This window comes from Halopelagius fulvigenes (assembly GCF_055398025.1).
This window is the reverse complement of record NZ_AP043846.1, coordinates 2,334,652-2,360,579: the sequence shown is the minus strand read 5'-3', so window position 1 is coordinate 2,360,579 and position 25,928 is coordinate 2,334,652. Positions and strand designations below refer to the sequence as shown.

Genomic DNA, 25,928 nt, shown 5'->3' with positions numbered 1-25,928 from the left:
AGGCGAAATCCTCCGGAAAGTATTTGATTCACATTCTGTGATATACCGACAAATGGATAGCCAAATCATCGACTCGGTGACCGAGTGGGACGCGGTCTCCGTAGACGGCGGGTACGAGGGACTTCACCGCCTCGCCGACGGCGATTTCACCGGGGCCGTTTCGACGGGGATGACGTGGGCGTTCGTGCTGAACGGACGCGTCATCGGCGTCTTCGACGGGAGTATCGAGGACTTCGAGGACGCCGACCTGACGGCGTACCGCGCGCCGGACACGTCGCTTCCGCTCCTCTTCCCCATGATGGAGACAGGCGGCGAGACGCGAGCGAAGTACTACACGAACGAGACGCCCCTCAAGGACGCCGACTCGACGCTCTCGGCGGGCGGGTTCACGGGGTACATCGAACTGAGCGAGAACGTCCTCTCGGGGGACTACTACGTCGTCTACCACGGCGGCAAGTCGATGAGCGCGGCGTTCGTCGGCAGCAGTCGCCGCCTCGTCACCGGCGACGAGGCGTTCGAGAAGGCGAACGACGAGGTGGGCATCTACGAGGTGAAGGAGGCCGACGTCGATATCGTCGAACTCCCGGAGATCGAGGCGGACGTCTCCGCCGACGACGAACCGGAGAGCGACGACGCCGCGACGCCCGCGCCCGACGTGTCCGACGTCGCGGACGAGGAGTCGCCCGACGAACCGACGCCCGGCGACGTTACCGACGCCGACGCGGCGGCGGACGACTCGCCCGCGGAGGCCGACCCGACGCCGGCGGAGTCGCCGACGGCCGCCGACCCCGCGTCGCCGACGGAGACTGTGGACGCGGCGGATGCGGCGGACACGGCGGCCGATGCGGACGCGGGAACGACCGCCGACGCGGACGCTCGGACGCCCCCGAGTTCGGGGAGCGAGTCCGGCGGAGCCCCCGGTTCGGCCGACGAGAGCGGCGACCGACGGCGGCGCGCCGCCGAACGGACGCAACGACGGCGTTCGTCGTCCGACGAGAGCGCCGACGGTTCGTCGGGGTCGGACAGAGACCCCTTCTCCGCGGAGGAGAAGTGGCGCGAAGCGCGCTCTATCCCCTCGCTCGACCCCTCCGAGTCGAGCACGCAGAACGGGTCCGAGGCGGCGACGAAGTCGCGCGCGCGGTCGAAGGGCGGCGGCCAACAGGCGGCGCAGAAGCGCCGGCGTCAGAACAAGCAGTCGGTGTCGCGCTCCCGCAGTTCGTCGTCTTCGGCGCCCGCGTCGAAGCGCGAGGGGCCGTCCGAGAGCGTCTCAAAGTCGTCGTCGGCTGAGAGCGGGGGCGAGTCGTCGGACTCCTCGTCCGCCGAAGCGCTGACGCAGAAACTCGAAGCGGCGCAGGCGCGGCGCGAGGTGCTCGAAGCAGAGCGGGACAGCCTGAAGGAGGAACGCGACGAACAGCGACGCCGGGCCGAAGAACTGGAGGCGCGGGTCGAAGAGCTCGAAGCCGAAGTCGAGCGTCTGACGGAGCGACTCGAAGCCCAATCCGGCGGCTTCGTCGCCGAGGAGTCGATGTCGCCGAAGCAGGCGCTCTCGGGGACGAACCTGTTCGTCCGCTACAACCGGAAGGGCGAGGCGACGCTGGAACGCGCCCACCGGGGCGAGGTGACGCGCGAGGAGGTCAACGACAACCTCCGCCTCGAACACCACACGACGTTCGACACCGAGGGACTCGGCGTCGAGGGCGAACCGTACGCGGAGTTCCTCCACGAGAGCACCGAGTACGGCTTCGCGAAGTGGGTCGTCACCGACCTCCTGTACGAAATCGGCGAGACGGGCAACCGAAACCCGCTGCGCGAACTGTTCGACGCCATCCCGAGGATAGACCGCGTCGAACTCCGCGGCACCGTCGGCGTCGAAACCGAGGAGGGCGTCGAGGAACGGGACTTCGACGTCATCTTCCGCGACCAGATGGGCGACCCCCTGTTCGTCGCAGACATGAACACGTCGCGGAACGCGACGACGCAGGCGATGGTCGGCTCTCTCGTCAAGAACGCCCGCACCGTCGCCGAGGGCGACGACGCCTTCTCGACGGCGTTCTACGTCACCGAGTCGTTCTTCGACCCCGAAGCGCTCGAAGCCGTCTCCGAGGAGACGGGCGGCGGGTTCCTCTCGCGGTCGAAGCGCAAGTCGTTCGTGAAGCTCTCGCGCAAGCAGGGCTTTCACCTCTGTCTCGTCGAGGCGCGGAACAACGAGTTCCACGTGAACGTCCCCGACCTCTGAGTCGGCGAGACGGCCCTTTTTCGCGGTCTGTCGGGTCGCGTAGCGCGGCCGCTACTCTCGGTGAAGTGTTGTCGCGTAGAGCCACGGAGCGGTCGCTCTCGTCCGCGGCTTCGGTCGTCGGCGGTTAGTCCTACGCGGCGTGCGAGGTGCCGGCGTCGCCGAAAAGAGAGAGGAGCGGCGACGGCGGCGCAGTCGCTGTACGGAGGCGTCGCACGGCGCACTCCGTTCGGCAGAAGTTCGCGTTAGCCCTCTATCTCGGCCGCTTCCTCGATTTTCATCGAGTCCAGCTTGTCGACTATCTCGTCGAGCTTCTCGTCGAGTTCGTCGACGAACTCGGCCGTACGCTCCGTCGTGATGGCGCCTTGGCTCGACGGTTCGATAAGGTTCTCCTCTTCGAGGACGCGGAGGGAGTAGCGAACCTTGTGGTGCGGGTAGCCCGTCTCGTTGGACATCTTCACGATACCGATCGGTTCGCTTTCGATGACCATCTTCAGAACCTGCAGGTGCCGCTCCAACATGTCCACTTCCTTCTCAAGTCGGTCTATCATGGCATTTGTTAACTTGTCTTTGCAGGTTTTAAAAGTTGCCCTCTCCAGTTACTCGATACGACCGCAGGCGATGACTCTCGTTTCGGGTGAGATGTAGATAACGGTTTGGGTACGTCTCTCGCGGGGATAATGCACAAGAGTGCGTAGCGTCGCCGTTCGGTTCCGATTGCGTTACGTGTTCGTGCATATCTCTCGGTGGAGGACCGTAATCGGTTTAATCGGGGGGGATGAACCGCCGACTATGACCGTCACAATCGTCGGCTCCCAACTCGGCGACGAGGGCAAGGGCGCGCTCGTCGACCTCTGGGGTGGAGACGCCGACGTCGTCGTCCGCTATCAGGGCGGGGACAACGCCGGCCACACCGTCGTCGAAGACGGAAACGAGTACAAACTGTCGCTCGTCCCGAGCGGTGCGGTTCGGGGGAAGGTCGGCGTCCTCGGCAACGGGTGCGTCATCAACCCGCGGACGCTCTTCTCGGAGATAGATTCGCTTCGCGACCGCGGACTCGACCCCGACGTCCGCCTCGCGCGCCGCGCGCACGTCATCATGCCGTACCACCGCCGCCTCGACGGTATCGAAGAGGAGGCGAAGGCCGACTCGGACATGACCGTCGGGACGACCGGTCGAGGCATCGGTCCGACGTACGAAGACAAGGTGGGACGCCGCGGCATCCGCGTCGGCGACCTCCTCGACCCCGACGTGCTCCGGCAGCGATTGGAGTACGTCGTCCCGCAGAAACGCGCTCTCATCGAGGACGTGTACGGCCTCGAAGCGGGCGAGGAGTGCGACGTCGAGGCCCTCTTCGAGGAGTTCGTCGAAGTCGGCGAACGCCTCGAAGACGAGAACATGACCGTCAACTGCGGCGACTTCCTCGCCGAACGCCGCGAGGCCGGCGAGCGGGTGATGTTCGAGGGCGCACAGGGGACGCTCATCGACATCGACCACGGAAGCTACCCGTACGTGACGTCCTCGAACCCGACCGCCGGCGGCGCGTCCACGGGCACCGGCGTCGGTCCGACCGTCGTCGGGCGGGGCGAAGTCGTCGGCATCGTCAAGGCGTACCTCTCGCGGGTCGGCGAAGGGCCCATGCCCACCGAACTGAAAGACGACGAACGCGAGGAGGAACTCGCCGACGACATCCGCGAGAAGGGCGGCGAGTTCGGCACCGTCACCGGCCGCCCGCGCCGCATCGGGTGGCTCGACATGCCGATGCTCCGCCACGCCGCGCGCGTCAGCGGGTTCACCGGCATCGCCGTCAACCACCTCGACGTCCTCGCGGGACTGGACGAGGTGAAGGTGGGCCACTCCTACGAGCTAGACGGCGAGGAACTGCTGACGATGCCCGCGACGACCGAACGGTGGGCGGAGTGCGAACCGACCCTCCGCGAGTTCGAACCGTGGCCGGAAGTCGACTGGACCGCCGTCGCGGAGGAGGGCTACGACGCCATCCCCGAGAACGCTCGGACGTACCTCAACTACCTCACCGAGGAGATGGGAGTGCCCGTCTACGCCGTCGGCGTCGGCCCGGACCGCGCCGAAACCGTCGAACTCGTCAACCCCTTCGAGCGGTAAGCCGGTCCGTTCGACCGCTCACTCCGCTTCGATTTTCACGAGAACCGCGTCGGTGAGACCGTAGTCTCCGAGCGATCCGACGTTCTTCGTTCCGAGGAGTGCCGCGCCGCCGTCGGCGGTGAGTGCGGCGTCTCTGAGGAGGTCGAACTCGACCGAAACCCGCCGACGCCGCCGTTCCTCGCCGCGTTCGTCCCGTTCGACGAGGACGACGCCGCCGTCTTCGCTCGTCGCGGTGACGGAACCGCCCTCGTCGTCGGCCATCACCCGCGTACGGTACCGGTCCGCGTCGGTCGCCTTCCACACGGTGTCCCCGGACGAATCCAGTTTCCGCGCCCACGCTCTCGACGTCCGCCGGGCGAAGAACACCGTCCCCCCGGAGACGAGGACGCCGCCGTCGGCCGCGGATTCGACCGCGTGCACGCTCTGGTTCCCGTCGTCGGTTCGGAACGATCTCGTCCACCCCACGTCCCCGTCGGCGTCGAGTTTCTTCGCCCACGCGTAGGCCGTCTCCGACGACGTCCGGGTCGTCCCGACCAGCACGTAGCCGCCGTCGGCCGTCTGCACCGCCGAGGCGACGTCGCTCCCCGAGTACTTGTAGCGTCTGTGCCACTCCGCGGTTCCCGAATCGTCCGTTTTGACCACCCACGCACCGTCCGGGTCGGTTCCCGTGCGTCCCCCGAGGAGGAACCCGCCGTCGTCCGTTCGGAGGAGCGCGCTCGGGTAGTCGTACCGTTCGCCGCCGTAGGTGTTCGACCGCCGTTCGTCGCCGTTCGAATCGACCGAGACGAGCCAGAAGTCGCTCTCTCCGGCGCCGAAACTGCTCGTCCACCCGAGGAGGGCGAAGCCGTCCCCGTCGGCGACGATGTCGATGCCCTCCTCGATACCGTCGCCCCCGAGAGCACGGTTCGCCCGTTCCTCCCCCGCGGGCGACGTCGCGACGAACCACGCGTCGCTCTGTTCGGCCGTCTCCTCCGTCTCGAACGTCGTCGTCTCGCCGTAGAAGGCGAACCCCGACGGCGTTTCGACGAGCGAACGGCCGATGTCGGAGTGGGCGTTCTCGTACGTCCGCGTCCACTCGACGGGCGTGGCCCCGAATCCGTTCGCGGGTGATTCGAACGCCGAGGATGCGGTGCCTCCGACGCACCCCGCGAGTGCGCCGGCGAACGACGTCCCCGCGAGTTGGAGGGCGGTTCGGCGCGGGAGACCGGTCATGTTTCCGACTCCGAACGCGAGTGTAAATGCTTTCTCCGTCGGTTCGTCGCGTCCGGCCGGGGGTCCGCCGCCGGGAGGGAGTTCCCCTGCCTCCCGCCGAATCGAAGAATCCGTACCCTTTTGTTTCACCCCGTCCATCCGTCGCACGATGAAGGAATCCCTGATGGACATCCTCTGTGACCCCCTCGACAAGAGCGACCTCGAACTGGAGGTCGACGAACGCGACGGCGACGAGATACTCGAAGGGCGTCTCGTCGGGACGGTCACCGGAGAGGTCTACCCCATCGAGGACGGCATCCCGAATCTGCTGCCGCCGGATATGCGAGACGACTAGTCGGACCTGAACGTTTTTCACTACACGCCGAGAGGGACACACCGTGTCGGAGTCGCTGAGAGTCGAACTGAACGGAGAGGGCATCCACACCATCACCGCGCCGGCCGCGTTCGAGGCCGACGGCCCGTTCGTGGTCGTCCTCGACAACGCGGGCGCGGCGGTCCACGTACACGTCCATCTCGACGATACGCTCTCCGCCGCGGCGCGACTCGAAAGCGGCAACCACTACGTCGAGGAGGGCGGGACGCAACGCGTCCGAGTCGGCGTCTCCGCGCCCGAGGAACCGATAACGGGGACGCTCCGGGTCGTCACCGGGTACGGCGCGGAGGAAGCGCACGTCCGCGTGACTATCGACCCCGAGGCGGCGGCGAACTCCGAAGTCGAGGTGGACGAGGAGTTCTCCCGACCGCCGCGGAGAGAACCGGAGCCCTCCACCCTCGACGAACTCCGGGAGGCGGTCTCCGTCCCCTCGCGGACCACCGTCCCGTTCCTCGGCCTCGTCGGCGTCTCCCTCCTCGTCGCTGCCGTCGTCGTCACCACCGTCGAGAGCACGGCACTCGTCCTCGGCGTCGGCGTCGTCCTCGGGGCGATGCTCGTCGCGACGGCGTTTCTCATCCGCTGACCGGTCGATTCGGCCGCCGTTAGATAGGTTAGTCTATGAGATTGTATCTATTTTATGAATAGCGTTCATACGTCGTCGGGCCGTTTCCAGCCCAGTGAGTTTCGTCGCGACGGTTACGATCAGTGACCCCCCGCTGTTTCAGGCGACGTTCGACGCGGTTCCGGACGCGCACAGCACGCTCGAAAACTACCACTACGTCGAAGACGAGCCCGGGGACCGGCGCTACGTGTTCTTCTGCTGGATGTCGGGCTGCGACCTCGACGAGCACGAACTCGCGTTGGCGAACGACCCGACGGTCGGCGAGTTCAAGACGCTGGCCGACGCGGGGGACCGCCGCCTCTACCGAATCGTCACCGAACCGGTGCCGGACGAGTGGATGATGCTGTTCCCGTTCTTCCGCGACAACGACATCACCGTGCTGAAATCGACGCGGACGGTGCACGGCATCCACATCGAGGCGCGCTTCCCGTCGTACGATGCGCTGCAGGCGCTGAAGTCGACGGTGTGCGAGGCCGGTTCCGACGTCGAGATAGACCGCATCCGCTCCGCGGTGTCGCCGTCGCTCGGCGAGAACCGACTCACGGAGAAGCAACGCGAGGCGGTTGCGCTGGCCGCCCGCCGGGGGTACTTCGAGACGCCCAGTCGGGTGTCGCTCGGCGAACTCGCGGAGGAACTGGGCGTCAGTCCGCAGGCCGTCTCGAAACGCGTCCGCGCCGGCGTCGAGAAACTCGTCGAGACGACGCTGTGTCGGTCCGAGTCGGCGGAGACCCTCTCGAACGTCCGGCGGTGACCGCCTCGGGGGAATCGACCTCCCCGCTTCAGTCGTCGCCGTGGGCGGGGTCGGCCTCGCCGTCCTCGTCGGGGTGCGTGGGCGTGCCCGAGAGGTTACCTTCCTCGTCGAACCGCTTGGCGCGCAGGTAGCGCGCGCGGTACCGGTTCGCCCCCTCGTACACGTCGGCTTCCCGAATCTCCTCGGTGCGGCCGTCGGCGACGGCGTCCACGACGTCCTCGAGTTGCTCCTTCTCGGAGGGCGTGAGCTCGAACTCGTACGTCCGCGTCTCCTCTCGCTCCAACTTCGTCCACTGCCGCGCAGCGGCGACGACGAGCGAACAGGGCTCGCGGCACGGGAACGGTCCGTCACCCCCGTCGGCGTCGAGTTCGTCGCCCTCCTCGTACTCCCACTCGCGCCGCCTGAGACACTGCGAGTCGACGCAGCACGTCTCGGCGACCCACTCGACGGCCTCCCGGGGGAGTTCGTCGATGATATCGTAGATGCCCGTCTGGCGTTCGGCGGTCTCCCGCCAGTGGTTCACGTCGAGTTCGCCCTCGCGTTCGAGGTTCCAGTTGGCCACCGTCGCCGGGTAGACGGTATCGACGGCTTCGACGGCGTCACGCCCGTCTACGTCCGGAAGCGCCCACCCGGAGACGAGCGTGGGTGCCGTCTTCAGCGGTCGGTACCGGCCGCGTTCGTCGTACGTCGTCACCCCGCGGAGGTCCAACGGGTCCTCGTAGACGTCGAGTTCCGAGAGGGGCGCGCCGACGTCCTCGACGTGGCGGACGTCGTACCGCCGTTCGCCGTCGGAGCCGAGTTCGACGGAGACGGCGAGTTGCCCCCACTCGACGGCGACGCCGCCTTCGAGGGCGTCGTACCGTTCGGGGACCGAGTGGTCGCCCGCGCCCTCCGACCACCGGAGGAACGCGCGGCGGTGCCGCCCCGCGCCGACCGTTCGCTCCCAGTAGTACCAGTTCGTCACGTACGCCGCGGCGTCCGCGGCCGCCTCGCGGAGTTCGGACTCCGAAAGGCCGTGATAGGACGACTCCGGCGTTTCGAGGTCGTACTCGCCGTCGCTCTCGGCGACGGAGAGGCCGTCGAACTCGACGGGGCCGGACTCGACGGCGTCCAGTAGCGCCTCGAACTGCGAGTCGCGCACGGTCAATCCCCCGCCGTCCGCGTCTCGCGGGTGCGTTCGCGCACTGCATCGATGGCGGCGCCAACGTCCGCGCCGGCGTCCGCGGCGCGTTCGAGGATGACGTCGGCCATCAGGCCCTCGGTCCCCACCGCGCCGGCGTACCAGATGCGGTGGCCGTCCACCTCGGCGGGCACGTCGTACCCGGTGCGGTAGTCGTCGGTGAGGCCCATGTCCTCGGGGATGTCCTCCTGCGTGTGGAACCCGTCGGCGACGAACAGGGGGACGACCACCACGTCCTCGGAGTCGAAGTAGTCCGTCACGTCGTCCACCTCCGGTTCCTCATCCATGTAGAGGGCCTGCACCTCGTCGAAGCGGTCCATCTCGCGGACGCGGCGGGCGTGGTACTCGATGGCCTTCGCGGAGTTCTCGTTGCGTTCGGTGCCGTGGCCGACGACGGCCAGACCGAAGCCCTCGCCCACGTCCGGGTCGCCCGTCACCGTCTCGGCGCGGCGGACGAGAACGTCCGTCATCGCCTCGTGCGTGCCGACGGGGCCGCAGTAGTGGACCGTCTGCCCGGTGTCCTCGGCTTCCAACGTCGCCGTGTCGGCGTTCAAGCCGTCGGACTCCCACTGGGAGACGTCCCACCCGTCGAGGCGGAGTTCCCGCGGGATGACCTGTTCGGTGAAGTACCCCTCGCTGATGAACAGGGGGACGACGTACACCTCGTCGGACTCGACCGTCCGGAGGACCTCCCGCAGGTGGGGTTCCTCCTTCCAGAATCCGGTCTTCACCTCGTCGAACGCTCCCGCCGCGCGGATGGTGTCGGCGTGATTCTCGGTCGGCGCGCGCGAGTCCGGGTTGAGATGCGACCCGTGCGCCACGATGACCAGCGCTTGCATACGAGTAAATTACGACACCGTCCCCTTAGGGACTTCGCATCTCCGAAAGGAATTTTGTCGAAACGGAAGCCGAAGTTCGGTGTCCCTTCATCATTGACCAAGGATTCGCCGCCCGCCGGCCGACGGCCGCCACGGGATTTTTCATCCCGTCTCGCCACCTCCCTCCTATGTCACTCGCCGCCGAGACGCGCGACGCCGTGCGAGAGCGTCCCTACCTCCTTTCGGCCCTCCGCGCGGGCGTCGTCAACTACACCGCCGCCGCCGAATCGCTCGACGTGGAGGGCGACACGGACTCCGTGGCGACGGCCCTGCGACGGTTCGCCGACGACCTGCCCGACCTGACGACGGAGGACCGCGACGCGACGGTGCGCATGCGAAGCGGCGTCGGCCTCGCGGGCGAGGACGTGGAGGCCTCGCCGGACGACGACCGGGTGGTGACCGTCGGCGGCGTCGAGATGGTCGCCGCGGAGGGGCCGATGACCGCTCTCATCGCCACGGGCGACGTGGACGCGCGCGCCCTCTCCGCGGCCGTGGACCGCCTCGCGGCCGAAGACGTTCTCGTGGACGCCGCGGGCGTCGCCGACGGCGAACTCGTCGTGGTCGTCCCGCGCCGGCAGGGCGCGACTGCGCTCCGACTCGTCGAGGAGTCGCTTCACGAAGTCGTTCGGTAGCGGGCGTCTCTCTTCGGTCTTACTCTCCGCATTCTCCCTTCGGTCTCGCTCGCTCACGGGTCGCTTCGCTCCCCGTTCGCTTCTTCGTCGCCTCCTTTCAGTCGGCGACGCTTCCGACGGATTCAACACCGAACGCAGACAAATCCGCCACGATGACGCTGTCCGTGACCAACACCCTGACGGGCGAACGCGAGGAGTTCGAGCCACGAACAGACGACGATGTGTTGCTCTACGTCTGCGGGCTTACGGTCTCGGACGACGCGCACCTCGGGCACGCCCGCCTGTGGATGCACGCCGACGTGATGCACCGATGGCTGGAACACGAGGGGTACGACGTCCACCACGTCGAGAACTTCACCGACGTGAACGAGAAGATTGCCGCCCGGATCGGCGACGACGAACTGGGCGACTCCGAGGCCGACGTGGCGGAGCACTTCACCGGGAACGTCATCCGCGACATGCGCGGCCTGAATCTCAAGCGCGCGGAGGTGTACCCCCGCGTCTCCGAACACGTCCCCCAGATCATCGACCTCATCGAGACGCTGATAGAGAAGGGCTACGCCTACGAGTCCAACGGATCGGTGTACTTCGACGTCTCCGCCTTCGACGACTACGGCAAGCTCTCGAACCAGCGAATCGAGGAGATGGAGTCCCAAGGCCCCGAGGACGAACGCGCCGAGAAGCGCAACCCCTCGGACTTCGCCCTCTGGAAGGCGGGGGCCGTCTCCCCCGACGACGTGGCGGAACACCGCCCCGACGAACTCGGACCGGTCCGCGAACCGTGCGGCGAGACGTGGGCGTCGCCGTGGGGCGAGGGCCGCCCGGGGTGGCACATCGAGTGCTCCGCGATGTCGATGACGCACTTGGACGAGACCATCGACATCCACGTCGGCGGCCGCGACCTCGTCTTCCCGCACCACGAGAACGAGGTGGCCCAGAGCGAGGCGGCGACGGGGCGGACGTTCGCGCGCTACTGGCTCCACGTCGGCCTGTTGCAGACGGAGGGCGACAAGATGTCCTCCTCTTTGGGTAACTTCTTCTACGTGAACGACGCCCTCGAGGAGTTCGGCGCGGACGTGATCCGGACGTTCTACCTCTCGACCGCCTACGGGTCCGAGCAGACGTTCAGCGAGGACGCGATGGCCGAGGCCGAGGAGCGGTGGGACCGACTCGAACGAGCCTACGACGCCGCTCTCGGCGCCCTCGACGGCGTGGACGCCTACGCGACGGTCGCGGACGAGGAGTTCCGCGAGTCCGTCGGCGAGGTGAGAGCCGACTTCCGCGCGGCGATGAACGACGACTTCAACGTGCGCGAGGCGATGGCCGCCCTCCTCGAACTCGCGGGCGCGGTGAACCGCCACCTCGACGGCCGAGGGCGGTACGACTACCGCGCGCTACGCGAGGCCGTCGAGGCGTTCGAGGACCTCGGCGGCGACGTGTTCGGCCTCTCCTTCGGCGACGCCGGCGAGGGCGGCGACGTCTCCGTCGCGGAGGACCTCGTGGAACTCGTCCTCGACGTCCGCGAGGCCGAACGCGAGGCCGGGAACTACGGCCGGGCCGACGAACTCCGCGACGAACTCGCGGCACTCGGCGTCGAGGTGCAAGACTCCGACGACGGCCCGGCATTCCGGTTCGAGTGAGGCCTTACCGGGACTCCGACGAGACTCGCCTGACTTCGACGGCGACTTCGTTCCTGCGGAGGAACGGCGGCGTCCCGGGCGCGTCGTAGCGGAGGAGGAAGGGGTCGCCGACGACCCGAACGCCGGAGTCGTCGCCGCGGAGGTCCGAGCGTAACTCGTCGGTCTGCCGTTCGACCCGACGGTCCGTCGCCCACCACGAGAAGCGCTTCACCGCGAGCGTTCGCGCCGGCAGTTCGACCACGCGGACGTTCGGGTCTACCGGGCGGGGTGCAGACTCGTAGTCGTACGATTCCGGCAGATAGAACGCCATCCGGACGCCGTCCGCGCCGCGACTCGTCTCTACGGGCGCGGTCATCGAGACTTCTTCGCCCGCGCTATCGGCGGCCAGTTCCCCGCCGTCACGGTCCGGCGCGCGCGCGGTGCGCGTCGCGTCTCCGGTTGCGACGGGGGACGTCATCGAGAGTTCCGCGTCGGAGCGGTTGTTCCCGGAGATGTACCGGAAGAGGCGACCGAACGCCTGACGCTCCGAGGGGGCGGCAGTTTCGGCGACCACCGCCGTCGGGTAGCGTCGCACCTCCACGTCGTCGAGCGTACCCACCGTCTCGTAGGACACGTTCGCCGCGGAGCGACTCTCGTAGAGCGACCGCGCGGCGACGCCGGCGGCGAGGGAGGCGACGGCGACGCCGCCCCACTTCAGCGCACGTTTTTGAACCATACGATAGAGAAGCCCCCGGGACGGTAGGCTCTTACGAGGGTTCAGGGCGGACAAGTCACCGGTCCGCCGCGCCCGTCGAGGCGACGCGCCGCACTTCGACGGCGACTTCGTTCGGCGGGAGGAACGACGACGCGCCCGGGCCGTCGTAGCGCAGGACGAACGGGTCGCCGACGGCCTGAACGTCCTCGTTCTCGTCTCGAAGCGTCGCGAGGAGGTTCTCGCCCTCGCGTTCGGCGCGGTTCCCGACGCTCCACCGCGGGAGGGACGTCACCGCGAGCGTTCGCTCCGGGAGTTCGACCACGCGGACCTTCGGGTCCGAGGGGCGCGGGGCCGACTCGAAGTCGTACGACTCCGGCAGGTAGAACGCCATCCGAACGCCGTCGTCGTCGGACTCCTCCCCGCCGGGCGCAGTCACCGAGACGGGGCCGCCCGAGGAGTCGGAGGCGGTCACGGAGACGGCGTCCGACGCCGACTTCGACTCCGAGGGGGGCGCGCGGCGCGTCTCGCCGTCGCTCACGACGGTCGGAAACGGGGTGAGTTCGGCTTCGGCGTCGTTGTTCCCCGAGACGTAGCGGACGAGTCTGCCGAACGCCTGGTGCTCGGAGGGGGCGACCGTCTCTACGACCGTCGTCGTCGGGTAGCGTCGCAACTCCGCGCCGTCGATAGTTCCGACCGACTCGTAGGAGACGGCGGGCGTCGAACGCCTCTCGTGGACGACTCGCGCGGCGACACCGGCGAGGAGTGAGGTGGCGGCGAGGCCGCCGTAGGCGAGGGTGCGCTTTCGGGCCATACCGTCAGAGGCGTCGCGCGGGCCATAGTCTCTTGTGGGCGTTCGCGGGTCGAACGAAGCGAGGCCACGGAAAGCGAGCGCGGAGGGACGACCTGCGTGCGGATGCGACGGCTCGGTCGCACGCCACGGCCCGCCCCGTTGCTCACATCGTAAAGAGGTGCGAGTCGTCGGGCACGTCGAACAGGCCCATCCGGACGCCCGCGTCGAGCCACCCGTAGCCGTACGAGAACGACGCCAAGGCGTTCACCCAGTCGTCGTCCGCGCGGAAGTGCCGCCCGTCTTCGAGGTACGACAGCGCCATCTCGCGGCACTCCTCGGCGGCGTCGCCGAGGGGCGTCCCCGCCGGGACGGCGGGTTCCGCCTCCGCGAGTGCGTCGGCCAACATCCCCTCGTAGCGGTCGGTTTTCTCGTGGAGGTCCGCGGGCATACCTCCCCGTGGACGGCGGCGGACCAAGAAGCCGTCCGTTCGCGCCGTCCGCGCGACGCACACGGAACGACTTTAGGACGCGACGAGAACCGGGCCGTATGCGCCCTCCACTACACGCCCTCCTCCTCGGTCGGGAACGCGGCACGTCGCGACGCGCCGTCGGCCTCGCCGCCGTCCTCAGCGCCGTCGTCTTCGCCGCGTACGAACTGGTCCTCCACTCCGCCCTCGGCGGGGCCGTCTGGTATCCCTACCCCGTGGCGGGACTCGCCGTCGCCGCCGCGGCGGCGCACGCTTACCGCAACGACGGCCTCCTCGTCTCCGTCGTCGTCGGCCTCTGCCCGGCGGTGGGGTACGACCTGTACCACTTCGGCGGCCTCCACTCGGCGGCCCCGAACAGTCTCCTCCTCGCGGCGACGAGTCCGTCGCTCCTCGTCGGCCTCGCGTACGCGTCGCTCGGATTCGTCGCGGGCGCGACGCTCTCGCGCCTCGCGGGGGCGGTCGGACCCGCCACCGACGCGGTCTGACCGGAGTGCGGGTACGCGCGCGGCGTGCGGCCCCGCGCGATACGTTGACGAACCGGTTGCGCCGCGGCGCGCGCACGACAGCGGAACCTAAAAGGGAGGCAGTCTCGAATTCTGAGACATGAGCGACGACGCGGACGATTTCGTTGAACACCGGAAACTGATAATCGCGGGGTCGGGCATATCGGGCCTCTCGGCGGCCATCTACGCCGGGCGGTCCAACAACGACCCGCTGGTGCTGGAGGGGGACGAACCCGGCGGGCAGTTGACGCTCACCACCGAGGTGGACAACTATCCGGGCTTCCCCGAGGGCATCTCCGGGCCGGAACTCATCCAGAACATGCGCGAGCAAGCCGAACGATTCGGCGCGGAGATTCGCCACGGCATCGTCGAATCGGTGGACGCCGACGAGCGCCCCTTCACGGTGACGCTGAGCAACGGCGACGTGTACACCGCCGACGCCGTCATCGCCGCCTCCGGCGCGTCCGCCCGGACGCTGGGCGTCCCCGGCGAGGACGAACTCATGGGCTACGGCCTCTCGACGTGCGCCACCTGCGACGGCGCGTTCTTCCGCGGCGAGAAGATACTGGTCGTCGGCGGCGGCGACGCCGCGATGGAGGAGGCGAGTTTCCTCACCAAGTTCGCCTCGACGGTGTACCTCGTCCACCGCCGCGAGGAGTTCCGCGCGGAGGACTACTGGATCGACCGCGTCCGAGAGCAGGTGGACGACGGCGAGATAGAACTGATGCTCAACACCGAGGTGACCGAACTCCACGGGTCGGCCGAGGAGGGCGTCGAGAGCGTCACCCTCGTTCGCAACCCCGAGGGGCACCCCACCGACAAACTGGACGACCCCGAGACCGAGGAGTTCGACTTCGACGTGGGTGCGGTGTTCTACGCCATCGGCCACACGCCGAACGCCGACTACCTCGAAGGGACGGGCGTCGAACGCGACGAGGAGGGGTACGTCAAGACGAAGGGCGGCACCGACGGCGGACAGACGACGACTGACGTCCCCGGCATCTTCGGCGCGGGCGACGTGGTGGACTACCACTACCAGCAGGCCGCGACTGCGGGCGGCATGGGCGTGAAAGCCGCACTCGACGCCGACGACTACCTCGAAGAACTCGAACGCGACGGACGCGCCGAGGAAGAAGAGGCACCCGCGGCCGTCGAATCCGGCGACTGAGGCGCTTTCCCGCCGAACGTCCGTTTTACGCGCCGCCCGTTCCGTTCCGCCTCTGAGCGCAGACGCCGGCTGACCGTCCGAACACGTTCGCGGAGTCTGCAAGCACGACAACTTCCTCGCGTCCGGACGACGAACGATTAGCATGAAGACAGTAGTCCACCTCGTCTCCGCGGACGAAGCCGAACAGCAGACAGCGCTGAACATCGTTCGAAACCTCGTCGAGGACGAGTCGGGAACCATCGACCAGGTGGCCGTCGTCGCGCAGGCGGACGGGATAGAGCGAGTGACGACGGAGGAGGACGAGGGCGAGGAAGTCGAGAACCTCCTCGCCGACGGCGTCGAGTTCAAGGCCTGCAGCAACACCCTCCAGATGAAGGGCTTAGAGGAGTCCGACCTCGTCGGCGGCATCGAGACGGTGCCGGAGGGCGCAGTCGAGGTGACGCGCCTGCAGACCGAGGGGTACGCGTACATCCGCCCGTAGTTCACGCCGCCGGACCGGTCACCTCCGATTCCCACACATCCTTAAGTCGAGAGGCCCCACGGAGCGTATGGTCGATACCGAAATCTACACCATCGAAGGCCCGAACGGCGACGTCGAATCCATCGAACTCCCCGAGGGTCTCGTGGACGTGTTCGCCGAACAGGGAGAGGAACCGACGAACGTCGTCGGCGACCTCGTAGTGCAGGCGTTCGCACAACAGGCCCACGTCGTCGTCCACCACAGCGAGGGCGAGACGGCGGCCGACCTCTCGGAACTCAACGAGGAGATGGAGACCATCTTCGAGGAGCGCTTCGGCGTCCCCCTCTCGGAAGCGATGGGCCACAGCCACTAACGACGGCTTCTCGTGCGACTCTCGCGGTGCGGTCTCTCACCCCCGGCGGCCGGAGTCGGCCGCCGGGAAGCGAACCACTTTTCGTCCCGGTCCGTGCGACACGGTAGTGTGCACCAGGGAGCGAGGACGTTCGCCCCCGAGGCGGCCGAACGGCACGACTTCGAGGTGACCGTCGAGGAGTTCCCCGAGGGGACGAAGACGGCGGCCGACGTTGACGGGCGGAGCCCGTCAGCCCGCCGGACGTAGCCCGGTGACGCCGCCGACGCCGTCGGGTGCGACGTCGGGCAGATAGCCAGCAGCCCCGTCTTCGACTGCGACGGCGAGTTCGTCGTCGTCCCCAGCGGTGCGAATCGGGTGAGCGAGGCGAAGCTCGCGGCCCACCTCGGACTCCACGAGGGCGACGTGTCGATGGGCGACCCCGAGGAGACACGCGAGGTGGTCTGGTGGTCCATCGGCGGCGTCCCGCCGTTCTGCCACGAAACCGACCTCCGCGCCCCGTTCGACGAGTCCCTCTCTGAGTACGACACCGTCGGGGCGCGGCGGGGACGCCGAGCGCGATGTTCCCCGTCGCCCCCGAGGAACTGCGCCGACTCGCCGACGCCGCACCCACGGACGTGACGGAGTAACCCGTCCGTCCTCTCTTCTCGTTCTCCGCCGAGGAGCGCTGACGACCCCGTCTCGGACGTATTCTTCCGAAATCAATCCGCCCCCGTTCGAACGCACAGATTTATTTTTAGAGGCGTCTAAACATCTGGTAAGACATGAAAAACATTGCTCTACGCTGGGCTCGAACGCCACGGCGCGCCGTAGGTGGGTCGCGTGGCTGAACTGTTCGACCTGTTCGCGGCGTCCGTCCGCGACGGCTTCGTGCAGGTGAGCGCGTTCGTCGCCGTGACGGTTCTGCTCTTCAGTTACGTGCAGTACCGCACGGACGGCCGACTCGTCCGTCGGTTGGAGGAGAACCGCCGCGCCGGACCGCTGGTCGGCGCGCTGATGGGACTGACGCCGGGGTGCGGCGGCGCTATCGTGATGATGCCGCTGTACGTCCGCGGCACCGTCTCGTTCGGCACCGTCGTGGCGACGCTCGTCGCCACCGCGGGCGACTCGGCGTTCGTCCTGTTGGCTCTCGCCCCGAAGGCGGCGCTGTACGCCTACGGCATCGCCTTCGTCGCCGCCGTCGCCTTCGGGTACGGCATCGACCGGTTCGGACTCGGCGTCTCGCGCGTCGACGCCGCGGTGGCGAGTCTCCGCCCCGCCGTCTCGGACGGGGGTGTGGCGGCACCCGCGGTCGGGAGTCAAGTCCACCACTACGCCGAAGCCGAAGGGTGCGCCGTCGATGGACCAACGCGCGACTCGTCGCTCGGACGGCGCGCGTCCCGACTCGCACTCGGCACGTGGTGGGTCGCCGCCGCCGTCGCCCTCGTCGTCGGCGTCCTCTACTTGCTCCGCGGCGCGCCGGAGGTTCCGCTGGCGCTCGGCCTCTCGTACGCCGGCGTCTTCACGCTCGTCGGCGTCGTCGGAACCGCGCTGTCGGCGTTCCTCTACTTCGTCGGCCGGCGCTACGTCGGCCACGGGCGCGTCGGCGAGGGCGAGAACTCATTCGAGAGCGCCGCCGAGACGCTCACGCACGCGGCGATGGAGACGTCGTTCGTCACCGTCTGGGTCGTCGCCGCCTACCTCGTCTACGAGTACGCCGTCCTCTTCTCGGGCGTCGATATCGCCGCCGTCGCCGCCGCCGCGGGGGTTCTCGCCCCGGTGGCGGGCGCGGCCCTCGGACTCATCCCCGGGTGCGGCCCGCAGATCGTCCTCTCGGCGGCCTACGCGGAGGGTGCGATTCCGTTCTCGGCGCTGGCGGCGAACGCCATCAGTCAGGACGGCGACGCCCTCTTTCCCCTCATCGCCATCAACAAGACGGCCGCCGTCGTCGCGAGTATCTACACCACGATTCCCGCCGTCGCCGTCGGCGTCGCCCTCCACCTGACGTGGACGGCCGTGTTCGGACTCCCGCAGTTCGGCTTCGGCGTCCTCGGGTGACGGCTCGCGGCCCCCGCCCGCGGACGACTTATCTGTCCCCGGGTCGTCAGTTCCGTCAAGTGATGTCCCGTGAGTGAGAGCGACGAATCCGTCGAAACCGAGCGCGTGTGGCTCGTCGAGCGGACGTACTCCGACGACGAACAGAACATCATCATCCTCGTGTACGCGACGCCCGACGGGTCGAAGTACCTCCGGAAGGAGCGGTCGCTGACGAGTTTCGGCGACGTGCGCGACACGACGGCGGCGCTTGAGGCGAAGCCCGGAAGCCTCGGGACGGTGGACGACCCGGAGCAACGCGAGCAGTACGCCGCGGAAGTCGAGCGAACGCGCGAACAGTACGCGCCGGACGACCTTATCTGACGCCCCTCCGACCCCGCCCGACCCGCGCCGTTCGAATCGTACATTTGAACAATAATCCGTGGACAATTATCAAAGACCGTGAGCGAGAACTGCCCTCACAGTCCATGTGATAGGGAACATGCCCGGATTTATGCGGAGAGGGCGAGTACCGTCGGGCGATGGGAGAGTTATCTGAGTTGTTCGTGCCCGAGCGAATCGCCGTGGTGGGTGCGACAGAGCGCGAAGGCTCCGTCGGTCGCGCCATCATGGAGAACCTCGTCGAGGACTTCGACGGGGAAGTCGTCCCCGTCAACCCGAAGTACGACGAGGTGTTCGACCTCCCGGCGGTCGGGAGCGTCGGCGACGCCGACGCCGACCTCGCCGTCGTCGTCGTCCCGCCGCACGTCGCGGTGGACGTCGTCGAGAACGCCGGCGAGGCGGGCGTCTCGAACGTCGTCGTCATCACCGCCGGATTCGGCGAGACCGGAACCGAGGGTGCGACGCGGGAGCAGGAACTGACCGCCGTCGCCGAGGAGTACGACATGAACCTCGTCGGCCCCAACAGCCTCGGCATCATGTCCACGCCGAACGGGATGAACGCCACGTTCGGCCCCGAGAACGCGACGGAGGGGTCGATGTCGTTCATGAGCCAATCGGGCGCGTTCATCACCGCGGTGCTCGACTGGGCGAACGACCAGGGCATCGGCTTCAAAGACGTCGTCTCCTTGGGTAACAAGGCAGTCTTGGACGAGGCGGACTTCGTCGATACGTGGGGCGACGACGAGGACACCGACGTCATCATCGGCTACCTCGAAGGCATCGACGCCGGGCGCGAGTTCATCGACACCGCGCGCGAAGTCACGAGCGACACGCCGATCGTCCTCGTGAAGTCCGGCCGGACGGACGCCGGCGCGCAGGCCGCCTCCAGCCACACGGGCACTATCGCGGGGTCCGACGAAGCGTACGAGGCGGGCCTCGAACAGGCGGGCGTCATCCGCGCGGAGTCCGTCCAGGAACTGTTCGACGCCGCGCGCGTCCTCGAGAACCAACCGCTCCCCGAGAACGACGACATCGCCGTTATCACGAACGCGGGCGGCCCCGGCGTGATGACCACCGACGCCGTCGGCGACTCCCGCCTCTCGATGGCGGAGTTCACCGATGAGACGCTCGATACGTTCTCGGAGACGCTCCCTGAGGAGGGGAACATCTTCAACCCCGTGGACATCGTCGGCGACGCCGACAACGAGCGGTTCCGCGAGGCGCTCGACGCGGCCCTCGCCGACGAGAACGTCGGGGCGGCCCTCGTCCTCAGTTGTCCGACGGCCGTCCTCGACTACGGCGAACTCGCCGAGGACACCGTCGAACTACAGGAGAAACACGACAAGCCCGTCGCGGCCTGCTTCATGGGCGGCGAACGCGTCACGTCCGCCGAGGAGGTCCTCACCGACGCGGGCATCCCCAACTACTTCGACCCGGCCCGCGCCGTCGGCGGACTCGACGCCCTCGCGCGCTTCCGCGACATCAGCCGACGCGAGTACGACGACCCCGTCGAGTTCGACGTGGACCGAGAGCGCGCCCGCGAGATCCTGTCGAGCGTGAAGGGCCGCGACGACACCCGCCTCGGCGTCGAGGCGATGGACCTGCTGGACGCCTACGGCATCGAGACGCCGCAGGGCGACATCGTGGACGCGCCCGCTGACGCCCTCGAAGTCGCAGAGGGGATAGAGAGCGACGTAGTGATGAAGATCGTCAGCCCGGACATCCTGCACAAGTCCGACATCGGCGGCGTCAAAGTCGGCGTCCCGAACGAGGAGGTGTACGACGCCTACGAGGACCTCGTCACGCGGGCGCGGAACTACCAGCCCGACGCCAACATCATCGGCGTGCAGGTCCAAGAGATGGTGGACTTAGACGCGGGCGTCGAGACCATCGTCGGCATGAACAAGGACCCGCAGTTCGGACCGTTACTCATGTTCGGTCTCGGCGGCATCTTCGTCGAAGTGCTGGAGGACACGACGTTCCGCGTCGCGCCCGTCTCCGAGTCCGAAGCCGCAGAGATGACCGAGGAGATAGACTCCGCGCCGCTTCTGCGCGGCGCGCGCGGCCGCGACCCCGTGGACGTGGAGGGCGTCTCCGAGACCATCCAGCGCCTCTCGCAGCTCGTCACGGACTTCCCGGCCATCCTCGAACTGGACATCAACCCCCTCGTCGCCGCGCCCGACGGCGTGAAAGCCGTGGACGTGCGACTCACCGTGGACCCCGACCAACTGTAGACCCATGAACACGCTACTCGTCACCTCGACCCACGAAAGTACCGGCAAGACGGCCGTCACCCTCGCCCTCGGCCAACTCGCGAAAGAACGCGGCCTCGACGTGGGCTACATGAAGCCCAAGGGCACGCGCCTGCAGTCGAACGTCGGCAAGACGCTCGATCAGGACCCGATGCTGGCGCGCGAAGTGCTCGAACTCGACGCCGAGATGCACCAGATGGAACCCGTCGTCTACTCGCCGACGTTCATCGACGGCGCGATTCGCGGGCAGGAGGACGGCGAGGAACTCGCCGAGATAATCGAGGAGTACTTCGGTCAACTCTCGGAGGGGAAGGACCTCATGCTCGTCGAGGGCGGCGGCGTCTGGTCCACCGGCGGCATCGTGGACCTGACGGACGTGGACGTGGCGGACCGCCTCGACGCGGGCGTCCTCCTCGTCGCGGACTACCGGAAGACGGCCGACTTGGACGACGTCGTCGCCGCCGCCGAACAGTTCGGCGACCGACTGACGGGCGTCCTCTTCAACGGCGTCACCGACAGCGCCTTCGACGAACTCGAACAGGAGGTCGTTCCCTTCCTCGAAGGCCGCGACATCCCCGTCCTCGGCGTCGTCCCGCGCGAGAAGGAACTGGCGGGCGTCACCGTCGAGGGACTCGCCGACGAACTCGGCGCGAACCTCGTCACCGGCGGCGAGACGGACGCCTACGTCGAACGCTTCCTCGTCGGCGCGATGGGCGGCGACGCCGCCCTGCGGTACTTCCGGCGCACGAAGGACGCCGCGGTCATCACCGGCGGCGACCGCTCCGAGATAATCACCGCCGCCCTCGAAGCGCCCGGCGTGAAGACCATCATCCTCACCGGCGGCCACCGGCCCTCGGGGGCCGTCCTCGGCAAGGCCGAATCGAAGGGCGTGCCCGTCATGACCGTCAACGGCGACACCCTCACCGTCGTCGACCGCGCGGAGGACGTCATCCGGTCGGGTCGCACCCGCGACGAACGGACGGTCGACCTGATGCGCGACCTCCTCTTCGAACACACCGACGTGGACGCACTCGTCGGCAAAGTCGCGCCCGGCGAGGACGAGGACGGGGACGGAGACTCGTAAGCCCCCGTCCCCCGTCCGGCACGTCCCGTAGCGAGACGTTCGAGAACCGCCGCACGGCCGTTCGCTCCCGGGAGACGCCGACCCAACGCTTATTCGGGCTCCTCCCGTCCGTTCACAGATGAGCCTGTTCGAGAAAGCCGGGCGGAAGTTCGAGGAGACGAAGCGGTCGTTCACCGGCGGAGACGACGCCGAGGGCGACCCCGAGTACGTCTGTCGCTCCTGCGAGAAGCCGGTGAGCGAGGACTACGACCACTGCCCCCACTGCGGCGACGCGGCCGTCGAACCGGTCGAGTAACCCCGTCGAGCGACGCCCCCTCGCCTCAGCACTCCCACCCGCGGTCGGTGCGGTTCAACCGCTCGCACCCCTCGTCGGTGACGACCACGAGGTCCTCTATCCTGACGCCGAACTCCTCGGGCAGATAGATTCCGGGTTCGACGCTGAACACCATCCCGGGTTCGAGTTTGCGGTCGTTCCCTTCGACGATGTACGGTTCCTCGTGGACGTCGAGTCCGACGCCGTGGCCGGTTCGGTGGACGAACCGGTCGCCATACCCCGCCTCCTCTATGACCTCGCGGGCGGCGCGGTCCACCGACTCGGCGGCCACGCCCGGTTCGACCGCTTCGACTCCCGCCGCCAACGCCGCTTCGACGACGGCGTGAGCCTCCGCGAACGTCTCCGAAGGGTCGCCGTCGAAGACGACGGTGCGCGTCTGGTCGCTGGGATAGCCGTCCACGCGCGTCCCGAAGTCGAGGACCACCGGGTCGCCCGCGCGTATCTCCCTGTCGCCGTGGTGGTGGTGCGGCATCGCGCCGTTCGGCCCCGACCCGACGATGGTCTCGAAGGAGACGCCCTCCCCGCCCGCCTCGGCCAGCAGTCGCTCTATCTCGCGGGCGAGTTCGCTCTCGGTCAGTCCGACGGCGTCGGACCCCATCGCGCGGACCGACTCCATCGCCTCGTCCGCCGCCGCGGCGGCCCTCCGCATCGCGTCGAGTTCCGCCTCGTCCTTCCGCATCCGGAGGTCCGACAGCACTTCGCTCGCCAGTCCGAACGTCGCATCCGACAGCACCGCCCGCAGGTCGTGGGTGAAGCGCGCCCACATCGTGTCGTTGAGGAGGACGCGCGGTTCGGGGGGCAGATCGAGGTCCGAAACGACTGACTCGACGGCGGCGAGTGGGTCGTCGTCGTCCGCCCACGTTCGCACGTCCTCGACCCACGACGCCGCGCGGACCTGTTCGCCGTACAGTTCGGGCACGAGGAACGTCGGGTCGCCCTCCGCGGGCAGGAAAAAGAGGAGGTGTCGCTCGCCGGGGTCCTCCGCGAACCCCGAGAGGTAAAACAGGTTCCGACTGGGGAAGCAGACGAGCGCGTCCGCATCGGCGTAGTCAGACGTGGTCTGACCGCCTGCCGACGCTCCTTCGGCACCGTCAGCGTCCGACAGGGCCGCCTGCGCGTCGCGCGTCCGTCGTTCGAAGGCGGTTGGCATAGCACCGCTTCCGCGCCGCGGGACAAATACCTGCGGGGGACGGGGTGCGTCGGAGCGACGCCGCCCCGACAGGAGATTTTATCCGGGTCGGACGTTCAACTCACCCGCATGTCGTGGAACGCAGTCGACGCCCTCTCGGACGCCCGCGCGGCGACCCAGTCCCTCCTCCTCCCGTTCGACCCCCGGACGTGGGCGAAGTTGGCGCTCGTCGTCTTCTTCGTCGGAACCGGAACGAACGCCTCCCTGACGACGAACGGGTCCGGAACCTCCGGGGCGAACGTCGGCCCGACGCTCGACTTCGACCCCGGAACGTTCTCGCCCGGCGGGGCGGTTCCGACGTTCGACACCGCCTCGCTGTTCACGCTCGTCGTCGGTCTCCTCGCCGTCCTCCTCGCCCTGTTCCTCCTCCACTCGTTTCTCGCCTCGGTCTTCGAGTTCGTCTTCGTGGACAACGTGACGTCCCCCCGCGTGCGCCTCCGCACCCCGTTCCGAACCCACCTCGGCGACGGGACGCGACTGTTCGCGTTCAAACTGATTCTCGGCGCCGCCGTCCTCTCACTCTTCGCGGTCCCCGTCGCGGCGATCGTCTTCGGCGGCATCGCCCTCGGTCCGGGGGCGTTACTCGCCGTCGTCCCGGTCCTCCTCGTCGGCGTCCTCGCCGCCTTCGTCGTCGCCCTCGTCCTCGGGTTGACCCGCGACTTCGTCGTTCCGGCGATGCTCGTCGAGGACTGCGGCGTCCTCGCGGGGTGGCGGCGCGTCCTCCCGTCGATGCGCGCCGAGTGGAAGGAGTTCGCGCTGTACGTCGTCATCCGTATCGCGCTCAACGTCCTCTCGGGCGCGCTTCTCGCCGTCGCACTCGCCCTCGTCGGCCTCGTCGTCGCCGTACCGTTCGTCCTCCTCGGCGCCGTCGTCTGGGCGGCGTTCTCCCCGTTCGCCGCCGCTCTGACGACGGGGACGGTCCTCGTCGGCGCTCTCGTCGCCCTGTACGTCGTCTGCCTCGCGGCGGCGGGCCTGTTCGTCACCGTTCCGGTCGCCGCGTACTTCCGGTACTACTCGCTTTACTTCCTCGCGCGCGTCGATTCCGACCTCGCACTCGTGGCGCGACCCGACGCGCCGGAGCGACCGGCGGAGAGGGGGCCGGAATCGGGGGCCGCCGACGCCGATTCGGACGCCGCCGGGGTCTGAGTAAGCCGGGCTTACTCCGTTCTCCGCTTCGACCTCGACTCGCCGAGACGGCCGAAATCGCCGGTAAGCGCCGATTAACTATGTTATATACACCGAATTGTGAATGTATGTCGTTCGAATGGGTCTCGTACTTCGAGTGTGCGACGTGCGGCGAACTCGCCAGAGCCGACGCGGTCGAATACGACTCGCTCGGCTACTCCGTGTGCCCCCTCTGCGGGGAGCGCGGGGGGCCGCTGGCGTCCGTCGAGGCCGACGCTCGGTCGGTCGAAGCCGCCGAGTGACGGCGGACCGGAGTCGAGAGGAGGAGACTTGTACCGGGCGCGCCCACGGAGGCGTATGGGCTGGCGTGAGGTCAGAGCGGACGGGCGAATCAGAGAGTGGGAACGCGACGACGGGTACGTGACGGTACGGGTCCGCAGGCGACCCGACGAGACGTGGGCCGTCCGCCTCGACCAGTTGTATCAGGACTCCGAGGAGCGACGGTACCGACGGGAACGGACCGACTCCGAGGCGGCGGCGCGGGAACTCGCCGAGGAGTGGATGGCGGAGTTCGGCGGTGAGGAGTAGTCAGGACTGCTGGAGGCGGTGGGTCGTCTCCACCAACGGGTGGCGCGCGTAGTCCACCACCTCGATGTCGGTGATGGACTCTAACCCCTCCTTCTCGGCGGTTCGCTGCATGCCGAGTTCGACGGGGTCGTCGAGGACGATGACGTAGGCGTCCATCTCCTCGACGCCCACCCTGTCCGCGGCCATCACGCGGTGGTGGCCGTCCGCGAGCAGTATCGTCCCCTGATTGTCGATGACGACGAGGGGTTCGGCCAGTCCGCGTTCGAGTTCATACTTCCGCCCCTCCAGTTCGTCGGCGTACACCCGCCCCTGCGTCGGGATGAGGTTCGACAGCCCGACCGTCTGCCGTTCCTCGTGGACGTGTATCTCGTGTATCTGTTCGAGCGTCCGCATCAGTTTCCCGACCTTCTCGGGCGTCGCGCGCTCTATCTGCGAGCGGATGACGTCCGTGTTCGAGATGATGCCGACGAGGTTGCTCGCGTCGTCCACGACGGGGAGTTTCTGGATGCCCGACCGGAGGATGACGCGCGCGGCGTCGGTCACTTTCATCTCCGGGTGCGCGACGATGATGTTCTCCGTCATGACGGTGAAGATGGGCGCGTCGTCGTCCTCCAAGAGGAGGTCGCGGGCGGTGACGAACCCCTCGACGCGCCGCCCCTCGCAGACCGGGAAGCCGTTGTGGCCGTCGCTCTCGACGATGCGACGGGCGACGTCGGCGACCGAATCCGTCGGTGACACGGTCTGTACCTCGCGCGTCATGTACTCCTCGACGGTCGCCTTACCAATCATCGTCGGAGGTACGGGGGTGCGAACCAAAAGGGTGT

At 68.1% G+C, this 25,928-nt stretch carries 28 protein-coding genes and 1 pseudogene; 20 read left to right on the top strand and 9 right to left on the bottom strand.

Annotated elements, in window-relative coordinates; all coding sequences use genetic code 11:
* Window positions 1-52 precede the first annotated feature (52 nt).
* Window positions 53-2,236, top strand: coding sequence for a DUF7527 domain-containing protein (locus ACZ522_RS16975; RefSeq protein WP_379696938.1), 2,184 nt, complete (start codon window positions 53-55; stop codon window positions 2,234-2,236).
* A gap of 242 nt (window positions 2,237-2,478) precedes the next feature.
* Here the strand turns inward: ACZ522_RS16975 and ACZ522_RS16970 are convergent, their stop codons facing one another.
* Window positions 2,479-2,784 (bottom strand): hypothetical protein, encoded by a 306-nt coding sequence (locus ACZ522_RS16970; RefSeq protein WP_092536257.1) that lies wholly within the window; start codon window positions 2,782-2,784, stop codon window positions 2,479-2,481.
* Window positions 2,785-3,025: 241 nt separating this feature from the next.
* Here ACZ522_RS16970 and ACZ522_RS16965 point away from each other — a divergent pair, with 241 nt between their 5' ends.
* Window positions 3,026-4,357, top strand: coding sequence for an adenylosuccinate synthase (locus ACZ522_RS16965; protein WP_379696940.1), 1,332 nt, complete (start codon window positions 3,026-3,028; stop codon window positions 4,355-4,357).
* Between the two features lie 18 nt (window positions 4,358-4,375).
* Here the strand turns inward: ACZ522_RS16965 and ACZ522_RS16960 are convergent, their stop codons facing one another.
* Window positions 4,376-5,569 carry a hypothetical protein gene (locus ACZ522_RS16960; RefSeq protein ID WP_379696942.1) on the bottom strand — a complete coding sequence of 398 codons (1,194 nt, stop codon included), beginning with the start codon at window positions 5,567-5,569 and terminating at the stop codon, window positions 4,376-4,378.
* Between the two features lie 148 nt (window positions 5,570-5,717).
* Between ACZ522_RS16960 and ACZ522_RS16955 the strand changes: the two genes are divergently transcribed.
* The 3 genes from ACZ522_RS16955 (at window position 5,718) to ACZ522_RS16945 (ending at window position 7,315) form a co-directional block, all read left to right on the top strand.
* The gene (locus ACZ522_RS16955) at window positions 5,718-5,903 is read left to right on the top strand and encodes a methytransferase partner Trm112 (protein ID WP_092536263.1); all 186 of its coding nucleotides are present in this window, start codon (window positions 5,718-5,720) and stop codon (window positions 5,901-5,903) included.
* Window positions 5,904-5,946: 43 nt separating this feature from the next.
* Window positions 5,947-6,525 carry a DUF7524 family protein gene (locus ACZ522_RS16950; RefSeq protein ID WP_379696945.1) on the top strand — a complete coding sequence of 193 codons (579 nt, stop codon included), beginning with the start codon at window positions 5,947-5,949 and terminating at the stop codon, window positions 6,523-6,525.
* 94 nt (window positions 6,526-6,619) lie between these two features.
* Window positions 6,620-7,315 (top strand): helix-turn-helix domain-containing protein, encoded by a 696-nt coding sequence (locus tag ACZ522_RS16945; protein ID WP_379696947.1) that lies wholly within the window; start codon window positions 6,620-6,622, stop codon window positions 7,313-7,315.
* 28 nt (window positions 7,316-7,343) lie between these two features.
* On the opposite strand, the gene ACZ522_RS16940 is transcribed toward ACZ522_RS16945, so the two are convergent.
* Both ACZ522_RS16940 and ACZ522_RS16935 read right to left on the bottom strand, forming a co-directional pair.
* The gene (locus tag ACZ522_RS16940) at window positions 7,344-8,462 is read right to left on the bottom strand and encodes a DR2241 family protein (protein WP_379696949.1); all 1,119 of its coding nucleotides are present in this window, start codon (window positions 8,460-8,462) and stop codon (window positions 7,344-7,346) included.
* Window positions 8,459-9,334 carry a CbiX/SirB N-terminal domain-containing protein gene (locus ACZ522_RS16935; RefSeq protein ID WP_379696951.1) on the bottom strand — a complete coding sequence of 292 codons (876 nt, stop codon included), beginning with the start codon at window positions 9,332-9,334 and terminating at the stop codon, window positions 8,459-8,461. The genes ACZ522_RS16940 and ACZ522_RS16935 overlap by 4 nt, the downstream gene beginning before the upstream one ends.
* A gap of 167 nt (window positions 9,335-9,501) precedes the next feature.
* Between ACZ522_RS16935 and ACZ522_RS16930 the strand changes: the two genes are divergently transcribed.
* Window positions 9,502-10,005: a DUF7523 family protein gene (locus tag ACZ522_RS16930; protein ID WP_379696954.1), complete on the top strand. Its 504-nt coding sequence runs from the start codon at window positions 9,502-9,504 to the stop codon at window positions 10,003-10,005.
* 152 nt (window positions 10,006-10,157) lie between these two features.
* The gene (gene cysS, locus ACZ522_RS16925; RefSeq protein WP_379696956.1) at window positions 10,158-11,645 is read left to right on the top strand and encodes a cysteine--tRNA ligase; all 1,488 of its coding nucleotides are present in this window, start codon (window positions 10,158-10,160) and stop codon (window positions 11,643-11,645) included.
* Between the two features lie 4 nt (window positions 11,646-11,649).
* On the opposite strand, the gene ACZ522_RS16920 is transcribed toward cysS, so the two are convergent.
* From ACZ522_RS16920 to ACZ522_RS16910, 3 genes are all read right to left on the bottom strand, one after another.
* Window positions 11,650-12,360: an SOUL family heme-binding protein gene (locus tag ACZ522_RS16920; protein WP_379696958.1), complete on the bottom strand. Its 711-nt coding sequence runs from the start codon at window positions 12,358-12,360 to the stop codon at window positions 11,650-11,652.
* A 55-nt stretch (window positions 12,361-12,415) separates the two neighbouring features.
* Entirely contained in the window at window positions 12,416-13,150 is a 735-nt protein-coding gene (locus ACZ522_RS16915; protein WP_379696960.1) for an SOUL family heme-binding protein, read from the bottom strand.
* A 142-nt stretch (window positions 13,151-13,292) separates the two neighbouring features.
* Window positions 13,293-13,577, bottom strand: coding sequence for a DUF357 domain-containing protein (locus ACZ522_RS16910; protein WP_379696962.1), 285 nt, complete (start codon window positions 13,575-13,577; stop codon window positions 13,293-13,295).
* A 98-nt stretch (window positions 13,578-13,675) separates the two neighbouring features.
* On the opposite strand from ACZ522_RS16910, the gene ACZ522_RS16905 reads away from it, so the two are divergent.
* The 10 genes and pseudogenes from ACZ522_RS16905 to ACZ522_RS16860 all read left to right on the top strand — a co-directional run bounded on the left by ACZ522_RS16905 (window position 13,676) and on the right by ACZ522_RS16860 (window position 22,163).
* Complete coding sequence (locus ACZ522_RS16905; protein WP_379696964.1) at window positions 13,676-14,101, top strand: hypothetical protein; 426 nt, start codon at window positions 13,676-13,678, stop codon at window positions 14,099-14,101.
* Window positions 14,102-14,219: 118 nt separating this feature from the next.
* The gene (locus ACZ522_RS16900) at window positions 14,220-15,287 is read left to right on the top strand and encodes an NAD(P)/FAD-dependent oxidoreductase (protein WP_379696966.1); all 1,068 of its coding nucleotides are present in this window, start codon (window positions 14,220-14,222) and stop codon (window positions 15,285-15,287) included.
* A gap of 142 nt (window positions 15,288-15,429) precedes the next feature.
* Window positions 15,430-15,768, top strand: a complete 339-nt coding sequence (locus ACZ522_RS16895; protein WP_379696968.1) for a DsrE family protein — start codon at window positions 15,430-15,432, stop codon at window positions 15,766-15,768.
* 67 nt (window positions 15,769-15,835) lie between these two features.
* Window positions 15,836-16,120 (top strand): DUF7545 family protein, encoded by a 285-nt coding sequence (locus ACZ522_RS16890; RefSeq protein ID WP_379696970.1) that lies wholly within the window; start codon window positions 15,836-15,838, stop codon window positions 16,118-16,120.
* Between the two features lie 108 nt (window positions 16,121-16,228).
* A pseudogene (locus tag ACZ522_RS16885) lies at window positions 16,229-16,746 on the top strand (YbaK/EbsC family protein).
* 193 nt (window positions 16,747-16,939) lie between these two features.
* Window positions 16,940-18,154, top strand: a complete 1,215-nt coding sequence (locus tag ACZ522_RS16880; protein WP_379696973.1) for a putative manganese transporter — start codon at window positions 16,940-16,942, stop codon at window positions 18,152-18,154.
* A 69-nt stretch (window positions 18,155-18,223) separates the two neighbouring features.
* On the top strand, window positions 18,224-18,514 hold the full coding sequence (locus tag ACZ522_RS16875) for a DUF7967 family protein (protein ID WP_379696975.1): 291 nt from the start codon (window positions 18,224-18,226) through the stop codon (window positions 18,512-18,514).
* Window positions 18,515-18,672: 158 nt separating this feature from the next.
* Window positions 18,673-20,766 (top strand): acetate--CoA ligase family protein, encoded by a 2,094-nt coding sequence (locus ACZ522_RS16870; RefSeq protein ID WP_379696978.1) that lies wholly within the window; start codon window positions 18,673-18,675, stop codon window positions 20,764-20,766.
* Between the two features lie 4 nt (window positions 20,767-20,770).
* Window positions 20,771-21,868 (top strand): phosphotransacetylase family protein, encoded by a 1,098-nt coding sequence (locus tag ACZ522_RS16865; RefSeq protein WP_379696980.1) that lies wholly within the window; start codon window positions 20,771-20,773, stop codon window positions 21,866-21,868.
* Window positions 21,869-21,986: 118 nt separating this feature from the next.
* A complete protein-coding gene (locus tag ACZ522_RS16860) occupies window positions 21,987-22,163 on the top strand; it encodes a zinc ribbon domain-containing protein (RefSeq protein ID WP_379696983.1) in 177 nt (58 codons plus the stop codon).
* Between the two features lie 25 nt (window positions 22,164-22,188).
* On the opposite strand, the gene ACZ522_RS16855 is transcribed toward ACZ522_RS16860, so the two are convergent.
* Window positions 22,189-23,352 (bottom strand): aminopeptidase P family protein, encoded by a 1,164-nt coding sequence (locus tag ACZ522_RS16855; RefSeq protein ID WP_379696986.1) that lies wholly within the window; start codon window positions 23,350-23,352, stop codon window positions 22,189-22,191.
* Window positions 23,353-23,460: 108 nt separating this feature from the next.
* Between ACZ522_RS16855 and ACZ522_RS16850 the strand changes: the two genes are divergently transcribed.
* From ACZ522_RS16850 to ACZ522_RS16840, 3 genes are all read left to right on the top strand, one after another.
* Window positions 23,461-24,537, top strand: a complete 1,077-nt coding sequence (locus ACZ522_RS16850) for a DUF7544 domain-containing protein (protein WP_379696989.1) — start codon at window positions 23,461-23,463, stop codon at window positions 24,535-24,537.
* Between the two features lie 107 nt (window positions 24,538-24,644).
* Window positions 24,645-24,818: a hypothetical protein gene (locus ACZ522_RS16845; protein ID WP_379696991.1), complete on the top strand. Its 174-nt coding sequence runs from the start codon at window positions 24,645-24,647 to the stop codon at window positions 24,816-24,818.
* A 55-nt stretch (window positions 24,819-24,873) separates the two neighbouring features.
* Window positions 24,874-25,104: a DUF7543 family protein gene (locus tag ACZ522_RS16840; protein ID WP_379696994.1), complete on the top strand. Its 231-nt coding sequence runs from the start codon at window positions 24,874-24,876 to the stop codon at window positions 25,102-25,104.
* Here the strand turns inward: ACZ522_RS16840 and ACZ522_RS16835 are convergent, their stop codons facing one another.
* Window positions 25,105-25,893: a CBS pair associated ParBc domain-containing protein gene (locus ACZ522_RS16835; protein WP_379696998.1), complete on the bottom strand. Its 789-nt coding sequence runs from the start codon at window positions 25,891-25,893 to the stop codon at window positions 25,105-25,107.
* Window positions 25,894-25,928 lie beyond the last annotated feature (35 nt).

Coding starts and splice junctions, on each gene's coding strand:
- ACZ522_RS16975 (WP_379696938.1), top strand. CDS start 53: ATGGATAGCCAAATCATCGACTCGGTGACCGAGTGGGACGCGGTCTCC.
- ACZ522_RS16970 (WP_092536257.1), bottom strand. CDS start 2,784: ATGATAGACCGACTTGAGAAGGAAGTGGACATGTTGGAGCGGCACCTG.
- ACZ522_RS16965 (WP_379696940.1), top strand. CDS start 3,026: ATGACCGTCACAATCGTCGGCTCCCAACTCGGCGACGAGGGCAAGGGC.
- ACZ522_RS16960 (WP_379696942.1), bottom strand. CDS start 5,569: ATGACCGGTCTCCCGCGCCGAACCGCCCTCCAACTCGCGGGGACGTCG.
- ACZ522_RS16955 (WP_092536263.1), top strand. CDS start 5,718: ATGAAGGAATCCCTGATGGACATCCTCTGTGACCCCCTCGACAAGAGC.
- ACZ522_RS16935 (WP_379696951.1), bottom strand. CDS start 9,334: ATGCAAGCGCTGGTCATCGTGGCGCACGGGTCGCATCTCAACCCGGAC.
- ACZ522_RS16930 (WP_379696954.1), top strand. CDS start 9,502: ATGTCACTCGCCGCCGAGACGCGCGACGCCGTGCGAGAGCGTCCCTAC.
- cysS (WP_379696956.1), top strand. CDS start 10,158: ATGACGCTGTCCGTGACCAACACCCTGACGGGCGAACGCGAGGAGTTC.
- ACZ522_RS16920 (WP_379696958.1), bottom strand. CDS start 12,360: ATGGTTCAAAAACGTGCGCTGAAGTGGGGCGGCGTCGCCGTCGCCTCC.
- ACZ522_RS16915 (WP_379696960.1), bottom strand. CDS start 13,150: ATGGCCCGAAAGCGCACCCTCGCCTACGGCGGCCTCGCCGCCACCTCA.
- ACZ522_RS16910 (WP_379696962.1), bottom strand. CDS start 13,577: ATGCCCGCGGACCTCCACGAGAAAACCGACCGCTACGAGGGGATGTTG.
- ACZ522_RS16905 (WP_379696964.1), top strand. CDS start 13,676: ATGCGCCCTCCACTACACGCCCTCCTCCTCGGTCGGGAACGCGGCACG.
- ACZ522_RS16900 (WP_379696966.1), top strand. CDS start 14,220: ATGAGCGACGACGCGGACGATTTCGTTGAACACCGGAAACTGATAATC.
- ACZ522_RS16895 (WP_379696968.1), top strand. CDS start 15,430: ATGAAGACAGTAGTCCACCTCGTCTCCGCGGACGAAGCCGAACAGCAG.
- ACZ522_RS16890 (WP_379696970.1), top strand. CDS start 15,836: ATGGTCGATACCGAAATCTACACCATCGAAGGCCCGAACGGCGACGTC.
- ACZ522_RS16870 (WP_379696978.1), top strand. CDS start 18,673: ATGGGAGAGTTATCTGAGTTGTTCGTGCCCGAGCGAATCGCCGTGGTG.
- ACZ522_RS16865 (WP_379696980.1), top strand. CDS start 20,771: ATGAACACGCTACTCGTCACCTCGACCCACGAAAGTACCGGCAAGACG.
- ACZ522_RS16860 (WP_379696983.1), top strand. CDS start 21,987: ATGAGCCTGTTCGAGAAAGCCGGGCGGAAGTTCGAGGAGACGAAGCGG.
- ACZ522_RS16855 (WP_379696986.1), bottom strand. CDS start 23,352: ATGCCAACCGCCTTCGAACGACGGACGCGCGACGCGCAGGCGGCCCTG.
- ACZ522_RS16850 (WP_379696989.1), top strand. CDS start 23,461: ATGTCGTGGAACGCAGTCGACGCCCTCTCGGACGCCCGCGCGGCGACC.
- ACZ522_RS16845 (WP_379696991.1), top strand. CDS start 24,645: ATGTCGTTCGAATGGGTCTCGTACTTCGAGTGTGCGACGTGCGGCGAA.
- ACZ522_RS16840 (WP_379696994.1), top strand. CDS start 24,874: ATGGGCTGGCGTGAGGTCAGAGCGGACGGGCGAATCAGAGAGTGGGAA.
- ACZ522_RS16835 (WP_379696998.1), bottom strand. CDS start 25,893: ATGATTGGTAAGGCGACCGTCGAGGAGTACATGACGCGCGAGGTACAG.